14 protein-coding genes are annotated in these 18,630 nt (G+C 67.7%); 8 read left to right on the plus strand and 6 right to left on the minus strand.

Annotated features, from left to right (window positions below):
• Positions 1 to 66: 66 nt before the first annotated feature.
• The 4 genes from xdhC to RT91_RS10380 form a co-directional block, all read right to left on the minus strand.
• Positions 67 to 939 (minus strand): xanthine dehydrogenase accessory protein XdhC, encoded by an 873-nt coding sequence (gene xdhC / locus RT91_RS10365; RefSeq protein ID WP_035187145.1) that lies wholly within the window; start codon positions 937 to 939, stop codon positions 67 to 69.
• Positions 936 to 3,374: a xanthine dehydrogenase molybdopterin binding subunit gene (gene xdhB, locus RT91_RS10370; protein ID WP_035187146.1), complete on the minus strand. Its 2,439-nt coding sequence runs from the start codon at positions 3,372 to 3,374 to the stop codon at positions 936 to 938. The genes xdhC and xdhB overlap by 4 nt, the downstream gene beginning before the upstream one ends.
• Positions 3,371 to 4,927, minus strand: a complete 1,557-nt coding sequence (gene xdhA, locus RT91_RS10375) for a xanthine dehydrogenase small subunit (RefSeq protein WP_035187147.1) — start codon at positions 4,925 to 4,927, stop codon at positions 3,371 to 3,373. The genes xdhB and xdhA overlap by 4 nt, the downstream gene beginning before the upstream one ends.
• Before the next feature lie 94 nt (positions 4,928 to 5,021).
• Positions 5,022 to 5,927, minus strand: coding sequence for a LysR family transcriptional regulator (locus RT91_RS10380; RefSeq protein WP_240314260.1), 906 nt, complete (start codon positions 5,925 to 5,927; stop codon positions 5,022 to 5,024).
• A 169-nt stretch (positions 5,928 to 6,096) separates the two neighbouring features.
• On the opposite strand from RT91_RS10380, the gene gcl reads away from it, so the two are divergent.
• Genes gcl through RT91_RS10420 form a run of 8 tightly spaced genes read left to right on the plus strand, consistent with a single transcriptional unit; the run spans position 6,097 to position 15,353 of the window.
• Positions 6,097 to 7,881 carry a glyoxylate carboligase gene (gene gcl / locus RT91_RS10385; RefSeq protein WP_035187149.1) on the plus strand — a complete coding sequence of 595 codons (1,785 nt, stop codon included), beginning with the start codon at positions 6,097 to 6,099 and terminating at the stop codon, positions 7,879 to 7,881.
• Positions 7,882 to 7,900: 19 nt separating this feature from the next.
• A complete protein-coding gene (gene hyi, locus RT91_RS10390) occupies positions 7,901 to 8,707 on the plus strand; it encodes a hydroxypyruvate isomerase (RefSeq protein ID WP_035187150.1) in 807 nt (268 codons plus the stop codon).
• Entirely contained in the window at positions 8,704 to 9,582 is an 879-nt protein-coding gene (locus tag RT91_RS10395) for a 2-hydroxy-3-oxopropionate reductase (RefSeq protein ID WP_035187152.1), read from the plus strand. The genes hyi and RT91_RS10395 overlap by 4 nt, the downstream gene beginning before the upstream one ends.
• Positions 9,582 to 10,901, plus strand: coding sequence for a glycerate kinase (locus RT91_RS10400; protein WP_035187153.1), 1,320 nt, complete (start codon positions 9,582 to 9,584; stop codon positions 10,899 to 10,901). The genes RT91_RS10395 and RT91_RS10400 overlap by 1 nt, the downstream gene beginning before the upstream one ends.
• 5 nt (positions 10,902 to 10,906) lie before the next feature.
• Complete coding sequence (locus RT91_RS10405; protein WP_035187154.1) at positions 10,907 to 12,202, plus strand: allantoate amidohydrolase; 1,296 nt, start codon at positions 10,907 to 10,909, stop codon at positions 12,200 to 12,202.
• Between the two features lie 2 nt (positions 12,203 to 12,204).
• A complete protein-coding gene (locus RT91_RS10410) occupies positions 12,205 to 13,449 on the plus strand; it encodes a M20/M25/M40 family metallo-hydrolase (protein ID WP_007422273.1) in 1,245 nt (414 codons plus the stop codon).
• Between the two features lie 37 nt (positions 13,450 to 13,486).
• Positions 13,487 to 14,410: an allantoinase PuuE gene (puuE, locus tag RT91_RS10415; protein ID WP_011942040.1), complete on the plus strand. Its 924-nt coding sequence runs from the start codon at positions 13,487 to 13,489 to the stop codon at positions 14,408 to 14,410.
• Positions 14,411 to 14,429: 19 nt separating this feature from the next.
• The gene (locus RT91_RS10420) at positions 14,430 to 15,353 is read left to right on the plus strand and encodes a LysR substrate-binding domain-containing protein (RefSeq protein WP_007422275.1); all 924 of its coding nucleotides are present in this window, start codon (positions 14,430 to 14,432) and stop codon (positions 15,351 to 15,353) included.
• A 3-nt stretch (positions 15,354 to 15,356) separates the two neighbouring features.
• Here RT91_RS10420 and RT91_RS10425 read toward each other — a convergent pair whose 3' ends face one another.
• Positions 15,357 to 15,680: a hypothetical protein gene (locus RT91_RS10425; protein WP_055726015.1), complete on the minus strand. Its 324-nt coding sequence runs from the start codon at positions 15,678 to 15,680 to the stop codon at positions 15,357 to 15,359.
• 367 nt (positions 15,681 to 16,047) lie between these two features.
• Entirely contained in the window at positions 16,048 to 17,247 is a 1,200-nt protein-coding gene (locus RT91_RS10430; RefSeq protein WP_205408964.1) for a Hint domain-containing protein, read from the minus strand.
• Between the last annotated feature and the right edge of the window lie 1,383 nt (positions 17,248 to 18,630).

Consider the following 18,630-nt stretch of genomic DNA (forward strand, 5'->3'; position numbering starts at 1 on the left):
TGCGCGGGCGATGGTGGCAGCCCGCTGCCGCGCCCGCGATCCGAAATTGTCGATATAATTCCCCGCTTATGATCCGGCGCAGCGCGCCGAGGCACGACAGGCGCTGCACTCGGCGTCGAGATCGATCGGGATGCGCGGAAGCTGGCGCATGTGCCGCGCCGGAAACCGCGATGCCAGTTCCGCGGCGACGGCGAGAGCGATGAGTTCCGGCTGCTTGCCCTGGATCGCGGGAATCCCGATCGGGCAGCACAGGCGCGCGATCGCCGCGGGCGGGATGTCCTGCCGGCGCCACTGGCGGGTGAAGCGCGCGCGCTTGGTTTCCGAACCGATCAGGCCGAGATAGCCGAAATCGCCGCGCCGCATGACCGCGGCGCACAGTGCCGCGTCCAGCGGGTGGGCATGGGTCATGATCAGGAACGCGGCACCCGGCGGCGCATCCGCGATGGCGGCGACCGGATCGGCCAGCCTGCGGCAGGCGAGTTGTGCCTTGCCGCCGGGGAGGCTGGCGGGAAATGCGTCGAGGCGGGAGTCGATCCAGTCGATCGTGCAGCCGAGAGTCGCGAGAACCGCGACCACGGCACGGCCGACATGACCGGCCCCGTGCAGTTGCAGATGAAACATGGGCGGCGGGGCTTCGAGCTTTCCCGAGTCCGACGGCGCATAGGCGAGGGTGACGGAGCCTCCGCAGCACTGGCCAAGCTGCGGGCCGAGCGCGTGAAGCTCGTGCATTTCGCGGGCAAGATCGGGATGGGCGATCCATTCGCCGAGCAACGCGCGGGCGCGCGCGATCGCCGCGTGTTCCAGGGCGCCGCCACCGATCGTGCCGTCGGTCGCGTGCGCCGTCACCATCATGCGCGTGCCCTGCTCGCGGGGCGCCGAGCCACGAACGCGCCGCAGCTCGACGATCACGCCGCGTGGAGGTTGTGCAACGGTACTCACGGTGCGTCACCGCCGGCGCGGACGACATCGAGCGCGTCGAGGATCGCCTCCGGCGTCGCCGGTGCGCGCAGCGGCGGATCGACGCGGTGGCCGCCGGCGGCCGAGATCGCGTCGCGGATCGCGAGCAGCACCGAGAAGGCCAGCAGCATCGGCGGTTCGCCGACCGCCTTCGAACGGTGGATGCTCGGTTCCCGGTTGGGGCTGTCGAACAGGGTCGTGTTCAGCACCGCGGGCACGTCGTTCGCGGTGGGGATCTTGTAGGTGCTTGGCGCATGGGTCAGCAGCATGCCGGTCTTCGGATGCCAGACCAGTTCTTCCGATGTCAGCCAGCCCATGCTCTGCACGAAGCCGCCCTCGATCTGGCCGATATCGATGGCGGGGTTCAGCGACCGCCCGGCATCGTGCAGAATGTCGGTGCGCAGTGCCGTGAATTCGCCGCTCAGCGTGTCGATCACGACCTCGGATACCGCGGCACCGTACGCGAAATAGTAGAACGGCCGGCCACGCATCGTCTGTGGCGACCAGTTGATCTTCGGCGTGGCGTAGAAGCCGTCGCTCCAGAGTTGCACGCGCGCTTCGTAGGCCATGCGGACGAGATCGGCGAAGCTGATCGATGTGCCGCCGATCCGCACGAGACCATTTGAAAAGCGGATGCTTTCGATTCCGGTTTCAAAACGCTCCGCGGCGAACGCGGCGAGCCGCCCGCGGATCGCGAGCGCCGCGTCGAGCGCCGCCATGCCGTTCAGATCCGCCCCGGTGGAGGCGGCGGTGGCGGAGGTGTTCGCGACCTTCGACGTGTCCGTCGCCGTGCAGCGCACCTGGTCGAAGCCGATCCCCAGCGCATCCGCGACGATCTGCGCGACCTTGGTGTTGAGCCCCTGCCCCATCTCGGTGCCGCCGTGATTCACCAGCACGCTGCCGTCGGCATAGACATGCACCAGCGCGCCGGCCTGGTTCAGATGCGGCACGTTGAAGGAAATGCCGAATTTCACCGGCGTCAGCGCAAGCCCCTTCTTCAGCACCGGACTGGTCGCGTTGAAGGCCGCGACCGCGGCGCGGCGCTCGTGATAGGCGCTGCTCCGGACGAGCTGTTCCACGATCTCGGCAATCACGTTGTCTTCGACCGTCTGTCCGTATGGCGTCACGTCGCGCGCGCCGCGACCATAGAAATTCGCGCACCGGATCTCGAGCGCGTCGCGGCCGAGGCGGCGGGCGATCGAGTCGAGGATGATCTCGGTGACCAGCGCGCCCTGCGGGCCGCCGAAGCCGCGGAAGGCGGTGTTGCTCTGCGTGTCGGTCCGGGCGAGATGGCCGGTCAGCGCGACTTCGGGCAGGAAATAGGCATTGTCCGCATGGCAGAGCGCGCGGGTGAGCACGGCCATCGACAGGTCGGTCGAGTGGCCGGCATTGGCGATCATGGTGATCACGAGACCCGCGATCCGGCCGTTGTCGTCGAAGCCGACCTCATAATCGTATTCGAATCCGTGGCGGCGGCCGGTGATCAGGAAATCATCGTCGCGGTCGAGGCGCAGCTTCACCGGCCGGCCGAGCCGTGAAGCGGCGATCGAGGCCGCGCAGGCGAACAGCCCCGACTGCGATTCCTTGCCGCCGAACCCGCCGCCCATGCGCCGGCATTCGACCAGCACCTGATGGCTGCGCCAGCCGAGCGCATGGGCGACGAGATGCTGCATCTCGCTCGGATGCTGCGTCGAGCACAGCACGTGCATCCCGTCATTCTCGGTCGGGATCGCATAGGTGATCTGGCCTTCGAGATAGAATTGCTCCTGGCCGCCGAGGCTGAACCGCCCGGCGAGCCGGTGCGGCGCCGCCGCGATGGCCCGGCGGCAGGCGCCCGGCTCCGACTCGCGGACGAGTTCCATCGGCGCGCGCAGGTGGCGGCCCGCTTCATGGGCGGCACGGGAATCGAGGACCGGCTCCGCCGGCTCGACCCGCACGGCGTCGCGCGCCTTTGCCGCGGCCCGGCGCGCGAGATCGCGCGCGGTGGCGACGACGATGAAGACCGGCTGGCCAAGATAGCGCACGGCGCCCTCGGCGAGGATCGGATCGTCATGCACGACGGGGCCGCATTCGTTCGCGCCGGGAATGTCGGACGCGATGATGACATCGACGACGCCGGGCTGCGCGCGCAGAAGCGCCGTGTCGATGCCGAGCAGCGTTCCCGCCGCGACCGGAGAGAGGCCGAGCGCGGCGTGCAGGGTTCCCGCGCGTTCCGGCACATCGTCGACATACGCCGCGGCGCCGGAAACGTGCAGATGCGCTGATTCGTGCGGGACACCCACACCGACGCGGCTGCCGGCGGCCAGCGCCGCCTCGTCCGCTTCCGACCAGGCAACCCTGACACCCGCCGCGAAACCGGCAAGGCCGGGCTTCGTGGCACGGGATGTGGCTGACCCAGGGCGGCTCTGCTCGTTCATGCGGCACCTGCCATCATGCCGGACGGGACGGCGCGCGTGCGCAGCGCCGGTCCAGCCGCGGACGCCGTCAGTTCGAGATGGAGCCGCCGCAGCAGGTTGCGCGCCACGCGCATCCGGTAATCGGCACTCGCCCGCAAATCGGTCAGGGGCGTGAAATCGGCCCCGAGGGCGTTCATCGCCGCCGCGATCGTCGCCTCGTTCCAGGGCTGGCCGCGCAGCGCGGCTTCCGCCGCCGCGGCGCGGCGCACGGTCGCGGCCATGCCGCCGAATGCGAGGCGGACGTCCCGCACGGCGCCGTCCCGCAGCGTGACCGCCGCGCCGAGGCTGAGGGTCGAGATGTCGCAGTCATGGCGCTTCGAGATCTTGTAGGCGCGGAACCGCGTCGCCGGATCGGGACGGGGAATCTCGATCGCGCGCAGGAACTCGCCAGGTGCGCGGGCGGTTTTCATGTAATCGAGATAGAATGCGTCGATCGGCAGACGCCGGATCGTCCCGCCCTGTTGCAGGACCAGTGTCGCGCCAAGCGCCATGAGCACCGGCGGCGCATCGCCGATCGGCGAACCATTGGCGACGTTGCCGCCCATCGTGCCGGCATGGCGCACCGGCGGCCCGGCAAAGCGCAGCGCCATTTCACGACATTCCGGCACCAGGGCGACGAGCGCGTTCCAGGCATCCTCGAGCGGTACGGCGGCGCCGATGGTCAGCCCCTCCGGCGTCGCCTCGATTACGCGCAGTTCGGCGACGTCGTTGACCGAAATCAGATCGCCCACGTCGCGGAACTGCTTGTTCACCCACAGGCCGATATCGGTGGCGCCGCCCAGGATGCGCGCCGCGGGTTTTTCAGCGCAGAGCGCGGCCAGGCGTTCGGCGGTGCGCGGCGCGTGAAAGCGGTTGAACCGGGGGACGCCGTCCCCCGCGAGGGCGGGATCGGCCGCCTCGTAGCTGAACGCCGGCGGCGTTTCCGCCGCGATCCTGCGCAGGGAGGCTTCCACCGGCGCCGCGTCGAACGCGACCGGAGGAAGCGTGAACATCCGCTCGGCGGCATCGAGGATCGGCCGATAGCCGGTGCAGCGGCAGAGGTTGCCGGCCAGCCGGTCGGCGATGGCCTGCCGATTCGGCGGCGTGGCTCCCTGATGATCGAGATACAGCGCGAGGAGCGACATCGCGAAACCCGGCGTGCAGAAGCCGCATTGAGAGGCGTGGCAGTCGACCAGCGCCTGCTGCACCGGATGCAGCGCGCCGCCGGCCAGAGGACGCAGATCCTCCACCGTCAGCAGCGCCTTGCCATGCAGCGTCGGCAGGAAACGGATGCACGCATTGACCGGCCGCAGATCGAGCCCGCCGACGCGGACGGCGCCGGCAGGCGGCGCGGCCTCCGCCAGCTCGGCGACGATGACCGTGCAGGCCCCGCAATCCCCCTCGGCGCAGCCTTCCTTGGTGCCGCATTGCCCCGCGCTCTCCCGCAGCCAGCCGAGAACCGTGGTCGTGATCGGCAGGTCGCCGACCGCGACGATCCCGCCACGGAAATGAAAGCGAATTTTCTGTTGTGTCATGGTCCTTGCGGCCCGTCCCGTTTCAGCTCCGACGAAACAGACTAATCCATCGCACGGGCGGGTCGCAGTTTAAATGACACATATAAGCGCGCGCTTATGATCCCGGCCCGCCGCTGCCCGCGCCGCGCCCGAGGCGGGTCCGGGCGAAGCCGATAAACTCGCCGACCACGGCGGAATGCTCCCGCGGGTAGACGAGGCTGACATCGGCCCGCGCCGGATTGCCGGCGAGCGGGCGGAAGCCGAGACCGGACGGCGCGAGGCGGCGGGCGGAGTCGGGCAGCAGCGCGATGCCGAACCCGTCCGCAACCAGCGCCATCACGGCATGAGCCTCGACCACCTCCTGCACGATGCGCGGGGCGAAGCCGGCCTCGATGCAGCATGTCCAGAGATGATCGGCGAAGCGCGAATCCGCGCGGCGGAAGAACACGAAGGGCTCGTCGCGCAGGTCCGCCAGGGCGAGGCGGCGCCGGACAGCCAGGGGATGATCGCGGGGAAGCACCGCGCTGACGCCTTCGTGCCAGGCCGGCTCGGCAAGGAGAGCCGGGTCCGCGCCGGGTGTGCGCAGGAAGCAGAGATCGAGCCGCCCGGCGCCGAGCGCCGCCTCCTGCTCGCCGGGTGGCATCTCGTGCAGGCGCACCTGCACGCCCGGCGCGAAAATCTGGAACGCGGCCACCAGGCCGCCGAGCCCGCCGAGCAGGACCGCGCCGGTCATGCCGATATCCAGCGTGCCCGACCGGCCCGCGCCGATGACCCGCGCCTCGTCGCGCGCGCGGACGGCTTCCGCCAGGATCTGCCGCGCCCGGGTCAGGAAGGCCGCGCCGGCGGGGGTGAGCGACACGTTCCGGCTCGACCGGGCGATCAGCGTCGTGCCGATCTCGAGTTCGAGGTCGCGGATCTGCTGGCTGAGCGGCGGCTGCGATATCGCGAGCCGGCGGGCCGCTTCCGTGAAACTCAGCGTCTCGGCGACGGCGACGAAATAGCGCAGATGCCGCAGTTCCATGCCGGTTCGATCCATATGAAATAAATATCAATCATTCTGAACAATATATTGGACGTATTGTCTCCCTTCGGCAAGTTTCGATCAGGCGGTCGGCCGCAGTTGCGCCGGTCCGGCATGGAACGGAACGGATCGAATGGGCCCGGCACGACGGCCCAAGGGGGAACACAGGATGAGCAGGATGCGGGCGGCCGAGGCCGCGATCCGCGTATTGGAACGGGAGGGCGCGACCACCCTGTTCGGCGTGCCGGGGGCGGCGATCAATCCGCTCTACGCGGCGATGCGCGGATCGAACGCGATACGGCATGTCCTGGCGCGGCACGTCGAGGGCGCCAGCCACATGGCGGAGGGATTCACCCGCGCGAAGCCGGGCAATATCGGCGTCTGCGTCGGCACGTCCGGCCCCGCGGGCACCGACATGATCACCGGGCTCTATTCCGCCCTGGCGGATTCGATCCCGATTCTCTGCATCACCGGCCAGGCGCCGCGCGCCCGCCTCCACAAGGAGGATTTCCAGGCCGTGGATATCGAGAGCATCGCGAAGCCGGTGACCAAATGGGCCGTCACGGTGCGCGAGCCGGCCCTGGTGCCGCGGGTGTTTCAGCAGGCGTTCCATGTCATGCGCTCCGGCCGGCCGGGGCCGGTCCTGATCGACCTGCCGATCGACGTGCAGATGGCCGAGATCGAATTCGACGAGGAAACCTACGCGCCGCTGCCCGTCTACCGGCCCGCGGCGACGGCGGCGCAGATCGAGCGCGCGCTCGACATGCTGGAGAGCGCGGAACGCCCGCTGATCGTGGCCGGTGGCGGCGTCATCAACGCCGATGCCGCCGACCGGCTGGTCGCCTTCGCGGAACTGACCGGGGTGCCGGTGATTCCGACGCTGATGGGCTGGGGCGCGATCCCGGATGATCATCCGCTGATGGCCGGCATGGTCGGGCTCCAGACCAGCCACCGCTACGGCAACGCGACCTTCCTCGAATCCGATTTCGTGCTCGGCATCGGCAATCGCTGGGCCAACCGGCACACCGGCTCGATCGAGACATACACCAGGGGGCGGCGCTTCGTTCACGTCGACATCGAGCCGACGCAGATCGGCCGCGTGTTCGAGCCGGATTATGGCATCGTGTCGGATGCCGGCGCGGCTCTCGATCTGTTCCTTTCCCTGGCGGCGGAGCGGCGCGCGGCAGGACTTCTGCCCGACAGGCGCGGGTGGTCAGAAGCCTGCCGCGCCCGCAAGCGCACGATGCTGCGGCGAACCCATTTCGATGCCGCACCCATAAAGCCACAGCGCGTCTACGAGGAAATGAACAAGGCGTTCGGGCGCGAAACCCGCTATGTCAGCACGATCGGGCTGTCGCAGATCGCGGCGGCGCAGTTCCTGCACGTCTTCCGCGCGCGCAACTGGATCAATTGCGGCCAGGCCGGTCCGCTCGGCTGGACCATCCCGGCGGCGCTCGGCGCCGCGGTGGCGGAGCCGGACCGGCCCGTGGTCGCGCTTTCCGGCGACTATGACTTCCAGTTCCTCATCGAGGAACTCGCGGTCGGCGCGCAGTTCAGCATTCCCTACCTGCACGTCGTCGTGAACAATGCGTATCTCGGGCTGATCCGCCAGGCACAGCGCGCCTTCGGGATGGATTACTGCGTCGATCTCGCCTTCGAGAACATCAACGCGCCGGAACAGGGCCGGGCGGCGGCCAGCGGCGTCGATCATGTCGCCGTCGCGGAAGGTCTCGGCTGCAAGGCGCTGCGGGTGACCGAACCCGACGGTATCGCGCCCGCCCTGATCCGCGCCGCGGCGATGATGAAGGCGCATCGCGTGCCCGTGGTCGTCGAGATCGTGCTCGAACGGGTGACGAATATCGCCATGGGCCCTGAAATCGATTCGATTCAGGAACATGACGAACTTGCCGAACACAAGGACGATGCGCCAACCGCGCTCGCGTTTCTGGACTGACAGGAGGAACCGACCCGTCATGCCGAAATTCTGTGCCAATCTTTCCATGCTCTACGGGGAACATGCGTTTCTCGACCGGTTCGACGCGGCGGCGGCGGACGGGTTCGGCGGTGTCGAGTTCCTCTTCCCCTACGCATTCCCGGCCGGCGAGATCGCCGCGCGGCTGAAGCGGAACGGGCTCGTCCAGGTCCTGCACAATCTTCCGGCCGGAAACTGGGACGCCGGCGAGCGCGGCATCGCCTGCGATCCCGACCGTGCCGACGAATTCCACGCCGGCGTCGCGCAGGCGATCGATTATGCTACGGCGCTCGGTTGCCCTCAGGTCAACTGCCTCGTCGGCATTCCGCCGGCGGGCGCCGATCCCGCGCGAATACGGCGGACACTCGTCGCGAACCTGGGTCGCGCGGCGCGCGAACTCGGCAAGGCTCGCATCCGCCTCCTGATCGAGCCGGTCAACGGCCACGACATTCCCGGCTTCTGGTTGCAGCGCGTCGAGGACGCCGCGACGCTGATCGAGGAGACCGGGTCGGACAACATTTTCATCCAGTACGACATCTATCACCAGCAACGCTCCGCCGGCGAGCTCGTCGCCACGTTCCGCCGCTTCCGCGACCGCATCGCGCATGTGCAGGTTGCCGACAATCCCGGTCGCGGCGAGCCGGGCACCGGCGAAATCGGGTATGGTCGCATCTTCGCCATGCTGGATAACGCCGGCTACCAGGGCTGGATCGGCTGCGAGTACCGGCCGGCAGCCAGCACGAGCGCCGGGCTCGGCTGGCGCGACACGCTGGCGCGCCCCACCGCGGGACCGGAGATCGCGGCATGAGGGTCGGATTCATCGGGCTTGGAATCATGGGGCTGCCGATGGCCGGGCACATCGCGGCGGCCGGGCATGTGCTGTTCGCCCATTCGCGCAGCGGCGTGCCCCCTCGCCTTCTGGACGCCGGAGCCACCGCGTGCGCATCCCCCGCCGATGTTGCCCGCCAGGCGGACGCCATCATCCTCATGCTGCCCGACACGCCCGATGTCGAGGCGGTCCTGTTCGGCACCGACGGTGTCGCCGACGGACTCGCCGCCGGCCGGATGGTGATCGACATGAGCTCCATCTCTCCGCTCGCGACGAGGGAGTTCGCACAAAGGATCGAGGCCGCGGGCTGCGCATTTGTCGATGCGCCGGTCTCCGGCGGCGAGGTCGGCGCGAAATCGGCCAGCCTGACCATCATGGCCGGCGGCACCGATGATGGCTTCGCCCGCGCGGAGCCGTTGTTGCGGCTGATGGGCAGGACCATCACCCATGTCGGCCCCTGCGGCGCCGGCCAGACCGCGAAGGTCGCCAACCAGATCATCGTCGCGCTCACCATCGAGGCGGTTGCCGAGGCGCTGGTCTTCGCCGCGAAGGCCGGCGCCGATCCGGCGCGCGTGCGCGAGGCCCTGATGGGCGGCTTCGCCTCCTCGCGCGTGCTCGAGGTGCACGGCCAGCGCATGATCGACCGGGCCTTCGAACCCGGCTTCCGCATTGGCCTGCACCAGAAGGACCTCGAACTCGCGCTGTCCGGCGCGCGCCAGCTGGGCGTCAGCCTGCCCAACACGGCGTCATGCCAGTCTCTGTTCAACGCATGCATCGCGGCCGGTGGTCGCGACTGGGACCATTCCGCCCTGGTGCGTGCCCTTGAACGTCTGGCCGCGCATGAGTTGAGCTGATGGACGCGGCATCGGCCACGCTCCGGTCCGATCCGGTCGGGGCAACCGGATTGCTGCGCGGGATGCTCGATGCGGCGATCGATGCGGCGCGCCCGGCTCGGGTGTTGCCCCCATGGCTGCCGCCGCCGCCGCCGGGCCGGACCATCGTCGTCGGCGCCGGCAAGGCGGCGGCGTCGATGGCGGCGGCGGTGGAGGCGGTATGGACCGCTCCGCTCGAAGGTCTCGTCATCACGCGCTACGGCCACGCGGTGCCTTGCGCCCGGATCGAGGTTGTGGAAGCGGCGCACCCGGTGCCCGACGAGGCCGGGCTGGCGGCCACGGAACGAATGCTCGGGCTGGCCGCCTCGGCCGGCCCCGACGACCTGGTTCTGGCGCTGATGTCGGGCGGCGGCTCCGCGCTGCTCACCCGGCCCGCCGCCGGACTGACGCTGGCGGACAAACAGGCGATCACCCGTGCCATGCTCGCCTCCGGGGCGACGATTGCGGAAATGAACTGCGTGCGCCGGCATCTCTCCGCCGTGAAGGGCGGCCGCCTCGCCCTCGCCGCCCATCCGGCGCGGCTGGTCACGCTCGTGATCTCCGATGTGCCCGGCGACGATCCCGCCATCGTGGCGAGCGGGCCGACGCTGCCGGATTCGACGACCGCGGCGATGGCGCGCGAGATCCTGGCGCGATACCGGGTGGACCTGCCGGATGCTGTCCGCCTCCATCTCGCCCGCGACGAGGGCGGTGTCCGGCCGGACGATCCCCGCCTCGCCGGCCAATCGGCGCATCTGATCGCGACACCTCGGCTCGCCCTCGAGGCCGCCGCGGACGTTGCCCGGCATCACGGCGTCACGCCGGTCATTCTCGGCGATTCGATCGAGGGCGAGGCACGCGAGGTCGCGCGCGTCATGGCCGGCATCGCCAGGCAGGCCGCGCGTCATGGCGTGCCCGCCGCCGCGCCCTGCGCGCTGATCTCGGGCGGGGAGACGACGGTGACGATCGGGCCCGACACGCCGCGTGCGGCGCGCGGCGGCCGCAACGTGGAATTCCTCCTCGCGCTCGCGCTGGAACTCGACGCACAGCCGGGGATCCATGCGCTGGCCGCCGATTCCGACGGGATCGACGGGACCGAGCCGGTCGCGGGCGCGGTCATCGGGCCACGGACGCTGGCGGCCAGCCGTGCCGCCGGTCTTGACCCGGGCGCGATCCTGGCGGCCCATGACGCACACACGCTGTTCGAGAGGATCGGCGCTCAGGTGGTGACCGGCCCGACCCTGACGAACGTGAACGACATCCGGGTGATACTGGTCACCGCACAAGAGGCCGGAGAGTGAGGGACATGGACAGCTTGACAAGCGCGGCCGCCAGACTTCCCGCCTGGCGCGGCGAGGCCGGAGCCCGGATCATGGCGCGGCTGGACGCCCTGGCCCGGCATTCGAGCGAGGCGGACGCCCTGACCCGCCTCTATCTGACCGACGCGCATCGCGACGCTCTCGCGACGCTCGGCGCCTGGATGCACGAGGCAGGACTCGCGGTCAGGCAGGACGAGGTCGGCAACCTGATCGGCCGGCGCGAGGGCACGGCACCCGGCCTGCCGGCGCTGTTGCTGGGCTCCCATGTCGATACGGTGCGCAATGCCGGGAAATATGATGGCCCGCTCGGTATCGTCGCCGCGATCGAGGCCGTCGCGCGGCTGAATGACACGCCCCTCCCCTTCGCCATCGAAATCCTCGCGCTGGGCGACGAGGAAGGCGTGCGCTTTCCCGCCGCCCTGACCGGCGCGCGCGCCTTCGCCGGCACGCTCGATCCGGCGACCCTCGCGGCAACCGACGCCGAGGGGATCACCATGCGCGCGGCACTCGAAGCGTTTGGCGGTTCGCCGGACCGGATCGCCGCGGCGGCGCGGCACGAGCGCGACGTTCTGGCCTATCTCGAGTTGCATATCGAGCAAGGGCCGGTACTGGAGGCCGAGGGTCTGCCGGTCGGCATCGTCACCGCGATCGCCGGCGCCGAACGGCACGTGATCGAGGTGACGGGCGTGGCCGGCCATGCCGGCACCGTGCCGATGGCGCTGCGCCACGACGCGCTGGCCGCGGGCGCGGAAATGGTGCTCGCGGCCGAGCGGATCGCGCGCGAGACGGCCGATCTCGTCGCGACCGTCGGCCAGATGACGGCGCTGCCGGGCGCGGTGAACGTCATCCCCTCGGCCGCGCGGTTCAGCCTCGACATCCGCAGCCCGTCCGACGCGGTGCGGCGGGATGCCGTCGCGCGCCTGTTCATGCACTGGCGGGAGATTGCCGCGCGGCGCGGCGTCACCCTGTCCAGCCGGAAGAATTTCGAGGAAGAAGCGGCGCCCTGCGCTCCAGCGCTGATGGCGCTGCTCGATGCCGCCGTCACCCGCGCCGGCGTTCGCGTCCGCCACCTGCCGAGCGGCGCTGGGCATGACGGGCTGGCCATCGCGTCGCTCTGCCCCATCGGCATGCTGTTCCTGCGCTGCCGCGGCGGCATCAGCCACAACCCGGCCGAAGCGATCGCCGAAGAGGATGCGGGGCTTGCGGCCTGCATCCTCGCGGATACGCTGCGCCACTTCGACCCCGCCCCGTTCGCCTCCCATGCCCAAACGATAAAGGACTGACCATGGCCGATACCGAGACGATGCCCGTTCCCGATGCGATTTCCCGCTACCTTTCCGGCGCGCGGGAGGCGGAGACAAGGTTTCTGGCCGACCTGGTCAGGCTGCCGTCGGACAACCCGCCCGGCGATTGCGCCGCCCATGCGGCGCGGACGGCAGAATTGCTGGAAGGGCTGGGCTTCACGGTCGAACGCCATGTGGTGCCCGAGGCGGAAGTCCACGCCAACGGCATGATCAGTGCCGTGAACCTGGTGGTCCGCCACCGTTTCGGCCCGGGCGGCAAGGTGATCGCGCTCAACGCGCATGGCGACGTGGTGCCGCCCGGCGAGGGCTGGACGCGCGATCCCTATGGCGCCGAAATCGTCGATGGCTGGATGTATGGCCGCGGCGTCGCGGTTTCGAAATCCGATTTCGCGACCTACGCCTTCGCCCTGCTCGCCCTGCGCGAGAGCGGGCTGCAACTCGATGGCGCGGTCGAACTGCACCTGACCTATGACGAGGAGGCCGGCGGCGCCATCGGCCCCGGCATCCTGCTGCGCGAGAAGATCTCGCAGCCCGACCTCGCGATCGCCGCAGGATTTTCCTATGCCGTCGTCAACGCCCACAACGGCTGCCTGCATCTGGAAGTCCAGGTCGACGGGCGCTCCGCCCACGCGGCGATGCCGTTCACCGGCGTCGACGCGTTGCAGGCGGCGAACGCGGCGCTCTCCGCGCTCTATGCGACGCGCGGGACGCTGTCCGCAACGGTGTCGCGGATCGCCGGCATCGGTAGCCCGCAGCTTACGGTGGGGCTGATCAGCGGCGGGATCAACACCAACGTGGTGCCCGATCGCGTGACCTTCCGGCTCGACCGGCGGATGATCCCGGAGGAAAACCCGCAGGACGTGGAGGACGGCCTGCGCCGGCTGATCGGCGCGGCGGTGGCCACCGTTCCCGGCGCGCGGGCGACGATCCGGCGCATCCTGCTGGCCGAGCCGCTCACGCCGTTGCCCGGCGCCGAGGTGCTTTCCGCCGCCTTGTGCGAGGAAGCCTCCCGCATCATGGGCGAGACGATCACAACCAGGGGCGTGCCGCTGTACACCGACGCCCGGCATTATGCCGCCGCCGGCGTGCCCATCGTGCTGTTCGGCGCCGGGCCGCACACGATCGAGGAGGCGAACGCCCACCGCGCCGACGAGCGGCTGAAGCTCGACGATCTCTTCAAGGCCACCGAAGTGGTCGCCAGAGCCCTCGCCCGCCTGTTACGCTGACCGCCGCACCATCGACACATCACCGGAGCCGCGTCCGATGACAGGCTATCCCCGCGACATGAAGGGCTACGGCCGCGACCGTCCCGACCCGCGCTGGCCGGGCGGCGCGTTGATCTGCGTGCAATTCGTGGTCAACTACGAAGAAGGCGGCGAGAACAACATCCTGCACGGGGATGCCGCGTCGGAAGCGTTTCTCTCGGAAATTCCCGGCGCGGCGCCCTGGCCCGGCGAACGGCACTGGAACATGGAGTCGATCTACGAATACGGCGCACGGGCGGGCTTCTGGCGCCTGTGGCGGCTGTTTGCCGAACGGCGGATCAGGACAACGGTATTCGGCGTCGCCACGGCGCTCGACCGCGGCCGCGAACAGGCCGCCGCGATGCGGGAGGCCGGTTGGGAAATCGCCTGCCATGGCCTGAAATGGATCGACTACCGCTCGGTCCCGCGCGACGTCGAGGCCGCTCATCTGGCGGCGGCGATCCGCCTGCATCGCGAGGTGACCGGCGAGGCGCCGCAAGGATTCTATCTCGGCCGGTGTTCGATGAACACGCGGGCACTGACCATGGAACAGGACTGCTTCCGCTATTCGTCGGACAGCTATGCCGACGACCTGCCCTACTGGGTGCGGGGCCCGGCCGGCCGGCATCTCGTCATTCCCTACACGCTCGACGCCAACGACATGCGCTTCTCGACGACGTCCGGCTTTGCCAGCGGCGACGATTTTCTCTCCTATCTGCGAGACACGTTCGACGTGCTCTACCGCGAGGGCGAAAGCGGCAGGCCGGCGATGATGAGCGTGGGCCTGCATTGCCGCCTCGCGGGCCGTCCCGGGCGGCTTGCGGCGCTGGCGCGCTTCCTCGATCATGTCGCGGCGCACGAGAACGTCTGGGTGGCGCGACGGATCGACGTCGCCGAACATTTCCACGCCCATCACACGGGGCTGGAGGTGCTGGGCGGATGAAGCGGAGGCGGCGGAACATTTGACGGGCTATCGCGACACGGTCGACATCTATCTGCTGCGAGTGCTGCACACGCTGCTCGTCGAGGGCAGCGTGACCCGCACGGCGGTCAGGCTCAACCAGTCGCAACCCGCGATCAGCGCCGCGTTGCGCCGCCTGCGCGACATCACCGGAGATCCCCTCCTCGTGCGCGCCAAGTCCGGCATGGTGCCGACGGAGCGGGGCCTTGCCCTGCTTGAGCCGGTGACGAACGCTCTCCACGAAATCAGCCGGATCGCGATCGCGAGGGACGCCTTCGACCCCAAACACTCGATCCGCAGCTTCCGCATCGGCTCGCCCGACTATCTGAACATCCTCTTCGTTCCGAGCCTCGTCGAGCGGTTCCGCGCGGCGGCCCCGCATGCCCGGCTCGAACTCCATCCGCTGACATCGGACGCCGACTACGAGGAATCGCTCGCCAGTGGCACGTTCGACCTGGTGCTCGGCAACTGGCCCGAGCCGCCGAAAAGGCTTCAGCGCCGCACGCTGTTTTCCGACGAGGTCGTCTGCCTCCTTGCCGCCGATCACCCGCTCGCGCAGCGCTTTCGTGCCGGAGGGACGATTAGCGAGGCGGATTATCTGACCGCCGCGCACCTCGCGCCCACGCCCTATTCTCCGACCCAGCGCGGTCCGATCGAATCGCATCTCACGCGCGCGCGGCTGAAACGGAACGTGCAGATTCTCGTTCCCTATTTCAGCCTTGCTCCGCCACTGCTGCTCAAGACCGATCTCATATTCACCACGACGCGCCGCTTTGCCGAATTCCATGCACGGCATCTGCCATTGGCGGTCGTGCCGTCGCCGATCGATTTTCCTGCCGTCGAATACTACCTCCTCTGGCATCCGCGCGGGCACCTTTCCGATGAGGTGCAGTGGTTGATCAACCTCGTCGCCAGCGCGGTATGAGCATCAATGCCGCGGTCTCGCAGGGCTGTGGAAAATGGCGTCCCTGAGGCGATCAAGCAGACCAAACCTATCGCCGCGGACGCAGGGTTGGTTGCCATAGACCGACGGCTCCACGCCGCACCAGGCGTTGCCCTCATGCTCATTGCGCAGTTGCCTGAGAGTGGTCAGGTCGATCGACGCGCTTGCCAGCCCGGCTCCCGTCTCGCGCAACAGCGGAGGGCGCTCGGGGCCATGATCGATCGGCGACGGCCGTCCAGGCAGCGGGACAATCCGTAAGGCCGCAATCATTGCCACCGCCGGAAAGTTCCTTGCCACCATGAATGCCATTCTAGCTGCCGGCACAGACGATCGACCCGAGGCAAGCATCCGATTTCAGTCGCCGCCAGACACAGGGCGGCTCAAGACCGACACAGTGCCGCACTCTCCGGCCTCCGCCATACTCTCGCGTTCATTGCTTTCCAAAAACGTTCAACAACCTCGGAACCCACCGGATTTCGAGGCCGGATCACGAGCATCCGCCTTTGTTCACCCGGTTCAGGAACCGGCCGGCCCCGAGTACCCGACCTGGCGCTCCTGATGCAGACGATAAGGAAACGAAAAGCCGCCTCGGCGACCCTCCCTTCCGGAGAAGGGGCAGGTCGCCTCGGCGGCGTATCGGTCGATGCCCGGTCTCAGGCGCCGGGCTGCCCAGGCATCAGCCGGCTTCGACGCTGCGGTTTGCGCCGTGGGCCGGGTAGGCGAGCGTGCCCACCACGGTGATCGTGAGCGTGCGGCCGTTGATCAGGCTGGCCGGCACCACCGCCGCACCGCCAGTCCAGCGGCCGTCGGTCTCGACGTCATGCCAGCCCTCGGTCAATGCCGGGTGATCGAGCGCGATCGGCTCGTCGCCAAGCATCATCGCGCCGATCTTGACACCGAGCACGCGGCGGTCACGCGGATCCGGGGTTAGGTAGCCCGGGATCGCCGTGCGCGAGGTGATCACCGCCGCGCCATCGGCCCGATACCGGATCTTGAGATCCGCATCGTCCGTGGTCTCGATCCCGGCCCGGGCCAAGATGCGTGCCCGGACCCGTTCCACGATCGCGCCTTCCTCGGCGAAGGGCGCGCAGCTTCCGGTCTCGCGCAGGGCCTGCGCGAAGTCCGGATGCAGGATGATCGCGTCACCGCCATTCTCGAAGGCCGGGCGGTTGCCGGTCTCGAGGTAGCTCTCCGCGGCCATGTCTTCCGCCAGAAGTACGGCATGCTGCGGCAGTTCGACATGGAAGTAGGTGACCTGGCTGCGCCGGAGCTGCCGGATCGTCGCGCCGTTAACCAGCGCCTTTGCCGGGATGAGCACGCCGTCGAGGTAGAAAGCGTGATCCGGCGAGACGATCAGGTCGCGGACCGGGATGCCGTCGGCAATGGCGCCGGCGTCGATCACGATCGGCTGCACCGCCTCGGGTCTGGCGTGGCGGTCGAGGTTGATCGTGCGATAGCCGAGCCACACCACCGGCGCCGTTCCACCGTCGTGCAGCACGACCACATCGCCTGCGACCAACTCCTCTACCGGCACGTCACCCCGCACAGTCGCAATCCGCGTCCCCTCTGCGAAGCAGGGATTTCCACCCGTCGCACCCGTTGCGCCCGTGGCACCCGTCGCGCCGGTGGCACCCGTTGCGCCCGTGGCACCTGTGGCACCCGTGGCACCTGTGGCACCCGTGGCACCCGTTGCGCCCGTGGCACCCGTTGCGCCGGTGGCTCCGGTGGCACCCATCGCGCCCGTGGCGCCGGTGGCACCCATCGCGCCCGTCGCGCCTGTGGCACCCGTCGCGCCCGTGGCTCCGGTGGCACCCGTCGCGCCCGCCGGGCCGGTCGGGCCCAGCGACCCTACGGATGAAATTGACAGAGACGTCACCAAGCTTGTGACTTGGTCAGCTTTAGACGGATCAATAAAAACGATCGTGCCTGCACTGCCGGTGCTTATGGGAACTTTACTGATACTTGCTCCAGAACTATCCGAAAAGTCAGAATACGTATATACAGAATACGTTCCGGTAGGCAGAGAAACAGTTAATGTAAATGGATCTCCATTATTACCATTCCTCGACGCGTCATCACCATTGTTGGGATCGGAATAGTCATAAATGACACCAATTTGTGTGTAGGTATAATTATCACCATTTGCCGTAACCAGTACGGCCACAAGCGGCGTACCATACGCTGCTACATCTGTGTAATTTCCGCTCAAAACAACATCGCCGTAACTTCCCGTCGCGGGGCTTACAGTAATCGAACCTGACATTTTTCTATCCTGACTAAATTAAAGGAAATGCATGCCTAAATTGACAACGACCAGCCTGACTCGACCGGCCTTTAATTCGAATTGTAAAGCTGCATGCGCCTGCTCCCAGCCACGCGCCGGAGCAGGCCGGCGCAAGATCTTGCGGGTGAAGATGGAGTTGACCTCCGCGCGAACCGTCGCGCGATCAAGAAACGCTGCGCGCAGCCACCCCAGGGCCCGAGCACCGCGGAGACGGAACGGTCAAAATGACAATCATTCTGATAAATGTAGCCAGAAGCAGCCTGAGAAGACCTCAATTCTAACAATAGATGACATATCTCTAAATTGTTAGTTTGCTTCATTGTTAAGAACTCTCAAACAACATAGCATTTTGTCTCATTAAAAATGAAAAACTCGAAAATGGAATGAGCAGACCGAATCACTAACTCGAAATTAACTATCACGGATGTATCGATGGAGGTCAACGTTAAAAAATAATACTAATGATACGATTTTAGGCGCCGTCGCGCTTCACGATTTTTATGCATACAGATATTGATAATAGTATAGATTTTGTTAGATATTTTTATATACATATTGCCGATCAAATTCGTATGGACATGCATCGAAAGAATGACGTTCCGTTATCATTAACGCAACGGGCCGTTAAGCAGTTGCGCTGCGGCCAGATCATCATCCGAACAGGAAGGATCGGAATGTGCCAAAGGCAAAACTCACTAACCTGCATTTCTCACGCAGGCGTGCGCCCAGAGGTTCTGAATCGGCGAAAGTTGATCTGCGGCAAAGCAATTATACGAGACAGCGCAGTGCGCCCGATGCGGACAGAGCGTCGTCGCGGAGAAATTCGAGAGAGGAACCGTTTGCAGCTCTTCAGTCGCGATCGGGTTCGCCGGCGGAGCGATCTCCCAGGATGCCGACGTGCAGCCGCCGGGAGCAGGCGATCGGGCGATCAGATTGACCGAACGCTTCGCCGCCCGCTTCACCGACTAGAGCATC

Origin of the sequence: Acidiphilium sp. JA12-A1, from assembly GCF_000724705.2 — a bacterium.
GTDB classification, from domain to species: Bacteria; Pseudomonadota; Alphaproteobacteria; order Acetobacterales; family Acetobacteraceae; genus Acidiphilium; species Acidiphilium multivorum.